At 65.9% G+C, this 12649-nt stretch carries 13 protein-coding genes; 6 read left to right on the plus strand and 7 right to left on the minus strand.

The genetic code is table 11. The features are described 5' to 3' along the window. Positions 1-78: 78 nt before the first annotated feature. Together ACQY78_RS24155 and ACQY78_RS24160 are read right to left on the minus strand one after the other, a co-directional pair. Positions 79-855, minus strand: coding sequence for a hypothetical protein (locus ACQY78_RS24155; RefSeq protein WP_428679761.1), 777 nt, complete (start codon positions 853-855; stop codon positions 79-81). Between the two features lie 66 nt (positions 856-921). After that, positions 922-1620: a GIY-YIG nuclease family protein gene (locus ACQY78_RS24160; RefSeq protein ID WP_428679764.1), complete on the minus strand. Its 699-nt coding sequence runs from the start codon at positions 1618-1620 to the stop codon at positions 922-924. 481 nt (positions 1621-2101) lie between these two features. Here ACQY78_RS24160 and ACQY78_RS24165 point away from each other — a divergent pair, with 481 nt between their 5' ends. After that, positions 2102-3982 carry a cyclic nucleotide-binding domain-containing protein gene (locus ACQY78_RS24165; RefSeq protein WP_428679767.1) on the plus strand — a complete coding sequence of 627 codons (1881 nt, stop codon included), beginning with the start codon at positions 2102-2104 and terminating at the stop codon, positions 3980-3982. A gap of 143 nt (positions 3983-4125) precedes the next feature. Here the strand turns inward: ACQY78_RS24165 and ACQY78_RS24170 are convergent, their stop codons facing one another. Both ACQY78_RS24170 and ACQY78_RS24175 read right to left on the minus strand, forming a co-directional pair. Beyond that, positions 4126-4710, minus strand: a complete 585-nt coding sequence (locus ACQY78_RS24170) for a hypothetical protein (RefSeq protein WP_428679769.1) — start codon at positions 4708-4710, stop codon at positions 4126-4128. 59 nt (positions 4711-4769) lie between these two features. Beyond that, complete coding sequence (locus tag ACQY78_RS24175; protein ID WP_428679772.1) at positions 4770-5132, minus strand: hypothetical protein; 363 nt, start codon at positions 5130-5132, stop codon at positions 4770-4772. Between the two features lie 393 nt (positions 5133-5525). On the opposite strand from ACQY78_RS24175, the gene ACQY78_RS24180 reads away from it, so the two are divergent. Continuing rightward, a complete protein-coding gene (locus ACQY78_RS24180) occupies positions 5526-5711 on the plus strand; it encodes a hypothetical protein (protein ID WP_428679774.1) in 186 nt (61 codons plus the stop codon). A 25-nt stretch (positions 5712-5736) separates the two neighbouring features. Here ACQY78_RS24180 and ACQY78_RS24185 read toward each other — a convergent pair whose 3' ends face one another. Further along, a complete protein-coding gene (locus ACQY78_RS24185; RefSeq protein ID WP_428679776.1) occupies positions 5737-6192 on the minus strand; it encodes a YccF domain-containing protein in 456 nt (151 codons plus the stop codon). A 187-nt stretch (positions 6193-6379) separates the two neighbouring features. Here ACQY78_RS24185 and ACQY78_RS24190 point away from each other — a divergent pair, with 187 nt between their 5' ends. Further along, positions 6380-7957: an ABC transporter substrate-binding protein gene (locus ACQY78_RS24190; RefSeq protein WP_428679778.1), complete on the plus strand. Its 1578-nt coding sequence runs from the start codon at positions 6380-6382 to the stop codon at positions 7955-7957. A gap of 16 nt (positions 7958-7973) precedes the next feature. Further along, positions 7974-9497, plus strand: coding sequence for a M81 family metallopeptidase (locus ACQY78_RS24195; protein ID WP_428679781.1), 1524 nt, complete (start codon positions 7974-7976; stop codon positions 9495-9497). On the opposite strand, the gene ACQY78_RS24200 is transcribed toward ACQY78_RS24195, so the two are convergent. Together ACQY78_RS24200 and ACQY78_RS24205 are read right to left on the minus strand one after the other, a co-directional pair. Further along, positions 9485-10129, minus strand: a complete 645-nt coding sequence (locus ACQY78_RS24200; RefSeq protein ID WP_428679783.1) for a hypothetical protein — start codon at positions 10127-10129, stop codon at positions 9485-9487. The two genes, ACQY78_RS24195 and ACQY78_RS24200, sit on opposite strands and share 13 nt — an antisense overlap. Beyond that, on the minus strand, positions 10116-10943 hold the full coding sequence (locus tag ACQY78_RS24205) for a response regulator (protein ID WP_428679786.1): 828 nt from the start codon (positions 10941-10943) through the stop codon (positions 10116-10118). Before ACQY78_RS24205 ends, ACQY78_RS24200 begins: the two co-directional genes overlap by 14 nt. A 183-nt stretch (positions 10944-11126) precedes the next feature. On the opposite strand from ACQY78_RS24205, the gene ACQY78_RS24210 reads away from it, so the two are divergent. Continuing rightward, positions 11127-12035: a fructose bisphosphate aldolase gene (locus ACQY78_RS24210; RefSeq protein WP_428679789.1), complete on the plus strand. Its 909-nt coding sequence runs from the start codon at positions 11127-11129 to the stop codon at positions 12033-12035. 138 nt (positions 12036-12173) lie between these two features. Continuing rightward, entirely contained in the window at positions 12174-12587 is a 414-nt protein-coding gene (locus ACQY78_RS24215; RefSeq protein ID WP_428679792.1) for a hypothetical protein, read from the plus strand. Positions 12588-12649 lie beyond the last annotated feature (62 nt).

Genomic DNA, 12649 nt, shown 5'->3' on the forward strand with positions numbered 1-12649 from the left:
ACAGGCGGCCCGAACTTGTTGAAGCGACGAATCTGCTGCGGTTGTCGGAGGTAGGGTAGGGGAGTCGGACTGCGACGGCTAGAGGTGGCCTTTGAGGAGGTGCATGTCTTGCTTGAGCCCCAGCAACTCAAATCGTGCTGACATTGTGTGTTGAAATGCATGGAGCGCGAACAGTCCAGCGCGCGCTGTATTCTTCATCGCACCGGCGGTAAACGTAGTGTTCCCGTGAAGATACTGCACCTTATAGTTCTTAGTCTTTCCCTCTTCGGTCATCGACATGTTGGCTGTCAACGACTTCTCGTTTGGATGGGCGCCGAAGTCGATGCAGTACTCATATAAGCCTTCAAAAACGCGTAGCAGGCTAGGGTCAACCTGCATCAATGCGTCTTTGACGGCGCGCACCGTAAATGTGTTTCTGACCCTCTTCCTTTCGGTTGGCCCGTCGTCTCTACTCAACCATGCGCTGCCAAGTGTTGGATCGCGATGGATGAGCAGAGCGTAGCCGGCGGTCTCCAGAATGGTTCGCACTAAGGGATAGGTGTCGGTCGGCATGCCTGACGCCGCGATTAGTGTAGCAGCGCGATATGCGGAATGAGTACGAAGTAGAAGAAGTGCGACAAGAGCACTTTGAGGTTCTATCTGGTTTGTTGCTATTCGTTGGAGTAGTTCGTCCACGCGATGCAATAGCCGCAATTCCGATGATGCATGCGCAAAGCTCGCAACAACATTGCCTTCTGCTGCTTCCCAGAACGCACTGAGGGAGTCCTTCGCCCATCGGACGGGCACGTTGCGAGTAACGCAACGTGATAAAACGGGGTCTGTTTCGCCGGCTTTCTCTGGAATATTGCTGGTCACTATGCGCCTGCCATATCTCTGCTAGCTGTCGTAACTCGTTGAACAATTGGCGGTGGGGTTGAGACATTACATCCCGCCATTGTCTCCTTGAACAAATCGAACGATGGAGTCGATTTCTGCCACTGTTGTGTCGAACCACTCAGTGCCAGGGGCATCGCGCTTACGTCCCCGGGCGCTGAGAGTGAAGTGAATTGCGTGTTCAACGGCGGAGACTCTCAAGACGCGCCACGTCTGTAGAACCTTCGGATATTCGAAGCAGCAAGTCTGTCGGCATTGTTGCCGGACGCGAGCATCTGCATCGTCTGAGCGAGTCAAGCCAATCTTAATTGGAAAGGCCACATCATGGCGCTCTATGGAAGGAAATGAATAAGCATAGATAAATGCGGGGGCATCGTCGCGGCCTTCTTCTACCTCGGCGTCTGCTTCAGCTTCGGCTTCTTCGATCTCTCCCGCCTCGTCTGCGCGCGAGAGATTCTTGAATATTCCTCCACCGCATCTTTCGAAGATATTCAAGTTCTTGGCGAGGAATGGAATGTAGAAGCCGAATATTCGGCTCATTCTTTCCACCTCGTCGGACTGTTCCTTCTTAATCTCTGTATCCAACTGTTCCTGACTGTATGTCTCCGACAATACTCGCCGAGACAATTCGCGGAGAAGGAAGGGTTGCTCCCCGAATTCACGCGCTAGCTCGGCAATCTTGGGGAGAATCTCGTACCGAGTCGCTCTGTAGACATATGAGCGAGTCGGCTCAAACGGGATTGTCATACTCAGTTCTCTCTATGGTTGTGATCACTGGAGCATTGGCAATGGCGCGCGCGACTTAGATAGCACCTATGGGAAAGAGCCGCATGTATTGCGTGTGACCGTGCTCGCCTTCTCGAGGTGCGCGAGCATCACGCCAGCTTTTGTCTCGCGCTAGGCGTCACGTGAGAGGCGGCGGGTGCGATGGCGACGGCGCGCGATGCGTCCGTTGCCGCCGTCGAACGGGTGGATGGTGACGAAACATAAAATGTGCGACGGCCGCCGCAATGATCGGATCGCGGTCGGAAGAGGCCGGAGACGACTCCCCCCGTACGTAAGCGCTGTTTTCTCCGCAGAATGTGCGGAGAAAGAGCGCTCCATTCACCGCATCGGCGGTACTCCCAGTTTGCAGCCCTGCGTTCGAAATCGCACACACACCGCAATTGTTGCCCCTCGCCGGATGGGCCATAGGAAGGCGTGGCGTGAGCAGGGTGCAGCGGGGCAAATGAATACCGGCGAGATCTTTGGCTACATCGCTTCCGTTCTCGTGTTCGCCACCTTCTACATGCGCACCATGCTGCCGCTGCGCATCGTGGCGGTGGCCAGCAACCTCGCCTTCATCACCTACGCCGCGATCGACGGGCTGACGCCCATCCTGATCCTGCACTCGGCGCTGCTGCCGCTGAACCTGCTGCGCCTCATGCAGATCCGCGAACTGGGCGCGCAGGTCGAACGCGCCTCCAGCCACGAATTCTCGGCGGCGGCGATCCTGCCGTTCATGCGCAAGCGCGGGGTGCGCGCCAACGAGGTCCTGTTCTCGTCGGGCGACCTCGCGGAGGAGCTGTTCTACGTGCTGGAAGGCGAGGTCTTCCTGCCCGAGGTCCAGCAGACGGTCGGGCCCGGCGCCTTCTTCGGCGAGATCGCGCTGTTCTCGGCCTCGGGCCGGCGCACCGCCACCGCCATTGCGCGCACCAACGGCATCGTCATGGCGCTCAGCAAGAAGGCGGTGCTGGCGGCCCTGTTGCAGAGCCCGCAGCTCGGCATCCATCTCCTGCGCATCATCACCGCCCGCATGCTGCAGAACGCCGGCCTGCGTGACGAGTCGATGGTGGCAGTCGAGGAGTCGCCCGCGGTGGTGGCGGCTTCGGGGCCGGGCGCGGCGCGTCGCCCGCTGGCGCAACGCTTCGGGCGCAAGAGCCGGATCGCGCTCGTGGTCGGGCTCGGCCTCATCCCTATCTGCGTCGCGGTGTTCCAGCCGCTCTACATCATGCTCGATCGCGATGCCGCGGTGACCTCGTGGCTCAGCCTCGCCACGGCGCCGATCGGCGGCACGCTCGAAGGCTTCGACACGCGCATCGGACAGCAGGTCGGCGCGCGCGGCGACGTCACCACCATCGTCAATCGCAGCGTCGACCGCAGCGGCGTGATTCGCGCCGAGGGCAACGAACGCCGCGCCGAGGCCCGGCTGGTGCAGCTCCGGCTCTATCAGGAGCGCGTGACCCTGCTCGCCCGGGAATGGTCGGAGCGCCGCGCGCGCTATGCCGAGGGCTTCCGGCGCGACCTCGACATCGACATCCAGGATCTCGACAAGCGGCTCGCGCTCCTGAAGGAGCGGGTGGTGCTGGCCGACGCCTCGGCGCAGCGCCGGCGCTCGCTGCGCGCGACCGGGACCGGGTCGCAGGCCGACGAGGACGTGGCCACCTCCCTCCATCGCGAGCTGCAGGTGACGATGACCCAGATGGAGAATGCGCTGGCCCGCGTGCGCGAACGCCGCCGGCTGGCGGGCGAGGGCGTCTACCTGCAGGCCGACGCCAAGGAGCCGGAATGGTCGTGGCGCAGCCTCGACGAGATCAACCTCGAGGCGGCCCGCGCCAACCGCGCGCTGTCGGACGCGCAGGAAGAACTCAATACCGCGCGCGCCATCCTGGTCGACGAGCGCCGCAACCTCGAAGCGCTGTCGACCGCGACCATCCGCATTCCTCCGTTCATGACCCTGTGGTCGGCGCCGGTGAGCGATGGCGCCACGGTGCGGCAGGGCGAGAAGCTGTTCTCGTGGATCGACTGCAAGGTGCTGCTGGTCGACGTGCCGGTGACCGAGACGCTGGCGGCGCTGCTGCAGGAGGGCATGCCGGCCACGGTGCTGCTGGAAGGCGATTCGCGCAGCCATGCCGGGACGGTGCTGCTGACCCGCGGCGCCTCTTCGCGAATTGGCAGCGACGATCTCGCGAGCCTCAGCCGCGGCCACAAGAGCTGGAGCGCCCAGGCCCTCGTCGAGATCAAGGACACCGTCGGTCTTCCAGAATGCCCGCTCGGCCGCCGCGCCTTCGTCGGCTTCCCCGAAATCCGCCTCGTCCAGTACCTGCGCGCCTATCTGCCGGGGTGGTAGGGGCGGCAGCCTTTCCGAGCGCGACAGAATCACCAACACCCACCTCATGCTGGGGAGCGCTCAGCAGGAGCGCGTCTTGAAGCATGGGCACGAGCACAGCGTTTGGTGCCCATCCTTCGAGACGCACGCCTTCGGCATGCTCCTCAGGATGAGGTCGTGCGGGAAATCGCGCCCTCAACCTGTGTCGTTGCCGCCGCCGTCGGCGCCCATCGCGCGCGGGCCTCGTTCAGCACATCGGCGACGCGCTGGGGCGGGAGTTCCCAGAAGCTGCCGAGTTCGAGACTTCCGGTGAGGTAGCGCCGCCAGGCCGGCTTCGGCGGGCCCTCGTGCGCGAACTCTCCGACGACGACGGTGAACCGCCGCGGTCTGGACAACACGAAGAAACGAGCGAAGGCGCTCCAAGGATATTCGACGGTGCGGAACGTATGGCGCCAGATCAGTCCGTGCGGGTCGAGAATGAGCGTCGCGGGGCGTACGGCCATCGCACCGAATGTCACGACGCCAAGTCCCAGAAAGCCCAGGAAGATGAGATGCCAGGCGGAGTACACGCGCACGGGGATCAGCAGGATGAGACCGCCCACGACCATGAGACACAGGCCCAACAAAGACAGTTTCAGCCGGTCCTGGCGCAGCACGATCGGCGGATCGTCGAGCGACCCTTCGACCGCCGGCATCCATTTGGGAAGCCCGAGCTCTTCCTTGGTTCGCAGTCTGGCATGCCGTGTCATCTGTCCCGCCAATCTTGCGAAGGCGATTGGCCTTTAGCAATGGCTGCCGCTGGCCTCGCCTAGCGCTGGCGCAGGGAGGCGACGGCGCCGTAGCCGGCGAGGGCGCAGAGGCCGGCCAGCAGGACGAAGAAGAGGGCGAAGGGATCGCGGCGGCCGAAGCCCATCCAGAGCGCGGCACCGACGAAGGCCAGGGTGAGGACCAGCGCGCTCCACCAGATGGCGCGCACGCCGACGCGGAGCGTCTGGATGCGCTCGACTGGCTTCTGCTTTTCGTCGGGAGTCCCGGGCGGAGCGTCCGGGGCGGGGGCCGGTGGAGCCTCCTTCGGCGGGTCGGCCGCGCCGGGAGGGTCGCCGATCGGAACCTCCTTGCCGGGCTTGGGATCGTCGATGGGGGGATCGGAGACCGTGCGGGAGTCTGACATCGTCCGTAACGCAGCAGGCCGCCGGGGGCTGCGTCGCCGGCCCCGACCTGTGGCCGCCAGGACACGGTTCGCGCAAATGGGGCGTCTCGGGGCGCCGTGGCTGGAACTGTCGGCGAATGGCCGCCGTTCGCTCTTCCGTCGCAACTTTCAACGACGATTTAGAACAATGAACGGGCAACGGGATACCGACATGGACGACAGCTCTCGCCACCTCCTCCTCGCGACCTTCGGCTACCTCGTGTTCATGGGCGGTCTCATCGGCAGCCTGGGCGCCGCCTTCGGGGGCTGACGCCCTAAGGCCGCGCATGTCTTCAGGCGCTCCCGACCGGGTTGCCAGACGCCCGCGATGAGCGCCCTATGGAGTCCGCAGTCCAGCCCAGGGGGGCGCATGACATGCAGGACTTCATACGCCGCAAGAACATAGAGAACCTGACGAAGCAGCTGGCCGGAGGCCGGCTCGACGCCGGACAGTGTCGCTATGCCGAGAAGCGGCTGGCCGAGGAGCTGGCCACCGAGAAGGCCGACGAGCTAACGAACGCGCGGGCCCACAAGCCCGTGCCGGATCCCGCTCCCTGCTGATCGCGACGCGGTCTCGTGCGTAGCGTCAGGCGCGGCGCCGGTCGATCTCGGCGCGGGCGTTGCGGCGCGCCATCTCTTCGGCCACTGCCGTGGGCACGCAGACCTTGTTCACCGGATTGAGCACCGTGCCCAGCGACTTGGCGATCACCAGGGCGACCGGAATACCGACGATCGAGAAGCACAGCGCGAACACCTGGATCGCGTTCAGGATCACGAACAGCACGCCGAACGGCAGGTAGACCAGCATCACCAGCGTCGAGTAGGCGCGCCACAGCGGGTTCTGAGGCATGTCGAGGTCGGACTTGCTCACCATCTCGTTGCCGAACGGCGCCAGCAGGAACTTGCCGAACTCCATCAGCCCGAGCCCCAGCGGCGCGGTGACGACCAGCAGGGTGAGCACCAGGCCGAGCAGCCAGTAGAAGGCCGCGGTGAGGAACCCGAGGAACGGGATGTGCCACAGAATGTTGCCCAAGGTCCTCAACGTCTCTCTCCTCCTGCCGCCACCTGCGGCGTGGCGGCCACCATGCCCCGTGCGCCGGGCACGTGGCAATCGCCGCCCGGCCGTCCGCCGTCCATGAGGTGAAGGAATGAACCGTCGGGCCGAATGAATTTCCAGCCGGCGTGACGGCACCCTAGCCTCCTTCACCATGAATGAAGAGGAGGCCGGGATGGCAGGACGTCGGGCGATGGGATGGCTGGCGGCGGCCGCGGTGGCGCTGATGCTGCCGGTGGCGGTCGAGGCGCAGCAGCCGAAGACGCTGCGCGTGGTGATGCATTCCGATCTCAAGATCCTCGATCCGATCTGGACCTCGGCTTTCATCGTGCGCAACCACGGCTACATGGTCTACGACACGCTGTTCGCGCTCGACGGCGACCTCAAGGTCAAGCCGCAGATGGTCGAGACCTGGAACGTCACGCCCGACAATCTCACCTGGACCTTCACCCTGCGCGACGGGCTCGAGTTCCATGACGGAAAGCCGGTGACGACCGAGGACGTGCTGGCCTCGCTCAAGCGCTGGGCGGTGCGCGATTCGGTGGGCCAGATCCTGTGGTCCAAGCTCGCCGAGGCCAAGGCGGTCGATGCAAAGACCTTCCAGCTCGTGCTGAAGTCGCCCACCGGCGTCGTGCTGCAGGCGCTGTCCAAGCCCTCCGGCAATCCCTTCATCATGCCCAAGCGGGTCGCCGAGACCTCGCCCAACGACCAGATCAAGGAGTTCGTCGGCTCCGGCCCGTTCATCTTCAAGGCCGACGAATGGAAGCCCGGCGACAAGACGGTCTATGTGAAGAACCCGAAGTACAAGCCGCGCGCCGAGCCCGCCTCCGGCCTCGCCGGCGGTAAGGTGGCGAAGGTCGACCGGGTCGAGTGGATCGCCATGCCCGATCAGCAGACCGCGGTGAACGCGCTGCAGACTGGCGAGATCGACATCATCGAGGCGCCGCAGCACGACCTCTATCCGCTGCTGAAGCAGGACCGCAACGCCGAGCTGATCAATCCCAGCAAGTGGGGCAGCCAGTACATCTATCGCTTCAACCAGCTGCACAAGCCGTTCGACAATGCCAGGAACCGGCAGGCGATGCTCTACGCGCTGAACCAGAAGGACTTCCTCGACGGCGTGATCGGCGATCCGGAGTTCTACCAGGTTTGCAAGGCGATGTTCATCTGCGGCGGGCCCTACGAGACGACGGCGGGCTTCGCCGACAAGTACGAGAGCGACTTCGCCAAGGCGAAGCAGCTGCTGGCCGAGGGCGGCTACGACAATACACCGGTCGTGCTGCTGCATTCGACCGACCTCTATGCGCTGGCCAACATGGCGCCGATCGCCAAGGCGCTGATGGAGAAGGCGGGCATGAAGGTCGACATGCAGTCGATGGACTGGCAGACGCTGGTCGCCCGCCGCGCCAAGAAGGATCCGCCGGACAAAGGCGGCTGGAACGTGCTGATCACCTCGACCTCGGCGCCGGATGCGCTCGATCCGCTGGCCTTGGGCTTCATCGTGGCGACCTGCGACAAGGCCCCGTTCGGCTGGCCGTGCGACGAGGAGCTGGTGCGGCTGCGCAGCGCCTTCGCCGACGAGCCCGACGAGGCCAGGCGCAAGGAGATCGTCGAGAAGATCCAGCTCCGCGCCGCCGAGGTGCCGACCCATGCCTTTCTCGGCCAGTACACGAGCGCGATGGCGCGCCGCAAGACCATCACGGGCAACGTTACCTCGCCGGTAACGGTCTTCTGGAACGTCGAGAAGCGGTAGGGAGGGGAGTTCCGACATGGCGAGCCGGGTCCTGATCGCGCAGTTCATGCACGAGACCAACACCTTCTCGAAACTGCCGACCACGCTGGAGGATTACCGCCGCCAGCGCCTGATCGAGGGCGCGGCGATCGTGCCGAACTTCAGCGGCACGCGGAACGAGCTGGGCGGTTTCATCGATGCGGCGAAGACCCATGGCTGGGAGGCGGTGTGGGGCGTGGCCGCCAACACCATTCCCTCGGGGCCGCTCACGCGCGAAGCCTGGGAACATATACGCGACCGCATTCTCGACGCGGCGCGCGGCGGCGGGGACGGGAAGGGCAAGGTCGACGCGGTCTGCCTGTCGCTGCACGGCGCCATGGTGAGCGAGACCGAGGACGATGCCGAGGGCGCGTTGCTCGAAGCGGTGCGCGGCGTGGTCGGTCCCGATGTGCCGATGGTCGCGACGCTCGACCTGCATGCCAATGCCACGGCGCGGATGGCGCGCCATGCCAATGCGCTGGTGAGCTATCGCACCTATCCGCATGTCGACGGCTACGAGCGCGCGCAGCAGGCCGCCCAACTCGTCGAGGATGCGCTGCGGGGACGCAAGAGCCCGCGCTGCCTGCTGGTGCAGCCGGTGATGCTGAAGGGCGCCGATCACGGCCGCACGACGCAGCCCGGCATCATGCGCGACCTGCTGGCCCGCGCCGACGCCTTCGAGAAGCAGCCGGGGCTGAACGTGGTTTCGATCCAGGTGGGCTTCACCTGGTCCGACATCCAATGGGCCGGCCCGTCGATCGCCGTCAGCCACGAGCCGGGGGCGGAAGCCGCCGCCACGCAGGCGGCCGAGGCGCTGATCGCGGAGATGTGGGCACGCCGCAACGAGTTCTCCTCGTTCTATCGCTCGATCGACGAGGCGGTGATGGCCGCGCGGCGCGGCGGCGACCGGCCGCTGGTGCTGGCCGAGGGCACCGATAATCCCGGCGGCGGCGGCTACAACGATGCGCCCAATCTCCTGCGCGCATTGCTCGACGCCGGCATCCCGAACGTGGCGGTCGGCACGATCTATGATCCCGGCACGGTGCGGCAGGCGCTGAAGGCCGGCGTCGGCGCGCGCATCGCGGTGGCGCTGGGCGGCCACACCGATCCGTCGCTCGGCGCGCCGGTGCAGGCGACGGCCGAGGTACGGCATCTCTCCGACGGCAACTTCCGCAACGACGGGCCGATGAACGCCGGCGTCCAGGTGGCGCTGGGCGCGACCGCCGTGCTGCGGCTCGGCGACAGCATCGACGTCGTGGTGACCTCGACGCGCATGCACACGATCGACCTGCAGGTCTTCCTCAGCCAGGGCATCGATCCGCTCGGCCGCAACGTGCTGGTGGTGAAGAGCTCGCAGCATTTCCGCGCCGCCTTCGAGCCGATCGCGCGCGAGGTGATGCTGGTCGATGCCGGCGGCCTGTGCTCGACCGACGCCTCGCGCTTCACCTACGCCAAGCTGCGCCGCCCGATCTGGCCACTCGACCCGGTCGATGAGCCGCTATCAGCCGCTCACATGCGATAGGCGCTCGCAACCTGGGGAGCGTCCTGCGGATCGCGGGTGAAGCCGAGAGGGGCGGCTTCGGCGGCGCCCAGCCACTTCATCTGCGTCGGGCCCGTCAGATGCAGGAACACCATGATCGAGGCGTAGGGCGTGCCGCGCGCCATCGCGTTCTGCGCGATCAACTCGTTGCAGGCGACCGACCGGCTGCGGTCGCCGGCCGTGTGGCATGAATGCAGGCCGAGCCGGCCGCTGCCCTCGATCGTGCGGTGAGCGCCCGACAGGAACAGGATCTGCGCGCAGGCCGAGGCGCAGCTCGCGCCCTCGCGCACCACCGTCGCGACGCGCTCGCGGTCCATCACATCGACCATGGCGAATGCCTCGACGATCGCTCCGCCGGGACCGTCGAGCGCCAGCACCTTGTATCCGGCCGGATCTCGATCGGCCGATCGTAGCGCCACCCGCAGCCGCGCGGCGTCGCCCTCGGCCACCGGCCCTTCGGCCAGCACGATGCGCGTGCCGTCGGCCCGAGTCAGGGTCGAGAAGGTCATGGCCCCGGCGGGCGGGGCAGCCCAGCCGCTCAGGAAGGCGGCGATCAGAAGAGCGGCGAACAGCGCCCCGGGGCGAGCACGGGATGCGGATTCAACGACGCGCATGCATGGGTACGACGGCATCGCCGAACGGCGATACGCGATCGCCCGGGCCGGCGAGTTCCTCCGAGTTCCGAACGTCCGCCGCGACAATGCGGTTCATCATCCGGCAGAGGTCCCGGCGTTGATAGGGCTTCACCAGCAGGTTGGCATTGGGCTTGATGTTGCCCCTCTCGACCAGCGCGTGCTCGAAGTAGCCGGACGTGAAGAGGATCCTGATGTCGGGCCGGATCGTGCGTGCCTCCTCGGCGACCTGGCCGCCGTCCATGCCGGGCATGATGACGTCGGTGAAGAGCACGTCGATACTCTCGTCACGGGCCAGTATGTCGAGCGCTTCCTCGCCGCTGGCCGCAGTGAGCACCTCGTAGCCGAGGTCCTCGAGCTGGTGCATCGCCGTCACCCGCACGACCTCTTCGTCGTCGACCAGCAGCACTTTGGGCGCCCGCCGCGCCGGCGTCGCTGCCAGCCCCGTGGCGGCGTCTCTCGCGGCCTCCAGCGCCTGCATCATGAGGCCGAAGGCCACCAGATTATGCTGCGGATCGCGCAGCGGGATCACGACCTCGCGCAGCTCGAGACCCGTGCCGTTGCTGTGCGTGCGCCGGCAGATCTCCTCATGCCGGCCGTATCGCCGGGCCTTGGCCAGCGACGGCGGCGCGCCGGCCGCGTCGAGGGTTTCCGGCGGAACGATGCGGGCGAATGGCTGGCCGACCGCGTCGGCCTCCTCGTAACCCAGCAATCCCTTTGCGCCGGCATTCCAGCTCAGCACCTTGCCCTCGGTGTCGAGCAGCACCAGCCCGCAATCGCGCAAGTTGTCGACCATGAGCTGCTTCAGAATATCTGATCCCAGACTATACACTTGCCGCTCCGCGGGTTGAAAAAGCAGCGCCGCTGAATAGCCCTGCAACCATTACTACGCTGGAGCGTCAGATTCGGTTTCAGGACGGATTCAGCCCTCACGATTCGTGACGTCACGTGGGGACCATTGGCATCGAGCGAGGGCGGCATGACGGATGTACGAGAAATGATGCGCGAGAGGGTCACGGGCGGGGCGGGCTTCGTGGCCGCGCTCGACCAGAGCGGCGGCTCGACGCCGAAGGCGCTGGCACAATACGGGATTGCCGCTTCCGCCTATGCGAACGAAACCGAAATGTTCGGCTTGATGCACGAGATGCGCGTGCGAATCATGCGGGCGCCGTCGTTCAGTGGCGAGCGCATCCTCGGCGCCATCCTGTTTGAGCGTACGATGCGCGGCACCGCCGACGGTACGCCCGTGCCGGCCTTCCTGTGGAACCGCGGCATCGTTCCCTTCCTCAAGGTCGACGAGGGGCTGCAGCCCGAGCGCGACGGGGTGAGTCTGATGAAGCCGCTGACAGGGCTCGAGGCAAGGCTGGCGGAGGCCACACGCCTTGGCGTGTTCGGAACCAAGATGCGCTCGACCATCCGCAATGCTTCGCACGATGGCGTCGCCGCGGTGGTCGACCAGCAGTTCGAGATCGCGCTGCAGATCGCACGTCTGGGGCTGATGCCGATCATCGAGCCTGAGGTGCTGATCGACAGTCCCGACAAGGCCGCCGCCGAGGCGGTGTTGCGCGACGCGCTGCTGCGCCGCCTCGATGCCCTGCCCAAAGGAATGCAGGTCATCCTCAAGCTGACGTTGCCGAGCGATCCGGGCCGCTACGGTGACCTGCTGGGCCACGCCAGCGTCGCGCGGTTGCTCGCTCTGTCCGGCGGCTACCCGCGCGTCGAGGCCTGCCGCCGCCTCGCCGCGACACCGGGCATGATCGCGAGCTTCTCGCGCGCGTTGACCGAGGGCCTGCAGGTCACGATGAGCGATCGCGAATTCGATGCGGCGCTCGAGCGCTCGATCGCCGAGATCCACGAAGCGTCGACGCGGAAGCGGGTCGGCGACTAGCAACTTCAGGCGGCGTCTGGCGGACGCGCTGCCGCGGGCGTCAGCGGCGGGCCTTGCGGGGCGAGGCGGCCGTCGTGCAGAAGGTGGCGCTGCGCGCTAACCTGCCTTGCAGAGGCCGAGGCAGCTGGAGACGCTTGGATGGCACAGAGTAAAAAGGCAAGCCCGCGCATCGGCCGCGCCGCGACCGCGAAGCCGGTCGCCCGCGGCGTCTCCGGCGGCAAGCCGGTGTCCTGGGAACGACTGGTGAGTTGGCACCCTGCCTGTCATCTCGTGACCGGCGAGTACGAGGCCGACCGGGTCGACCGGCTGAAGCTGTTGGGCCGCCTGATCGTTGCCTTGCGGGCCAAGGGCGACTGGGCGATCCGCGTCAGCCGCGACCGCGGCCGACTGCTTGTGCAGGCTGCCTTCGAAGACGAGAACGACGGGCTGCGTCTGACCGAAGTGGTGGGCGCCAAGCCGGTCCGCCGTTATGTCGGCTGGGCCACCCAGCAGGAGTTCGAGTTCACGCCGGAGGTCGCCGAGCGCCTACGCAAGGCGCTCATGCTGACCTAGAGTCTTTCCGGCCGAACCAGGCACCTTCCTCCCGATTCAGATGGGGAGGCGTCGTCGTCGGA

Source organism: Reyranella sp. (assembly GCF_965279625.1).
Lineage (GTDB): Bacteria > Pseudomonadota > Alphaproteobacteria > Reyranellales > Reyranellaceae > Reyranella.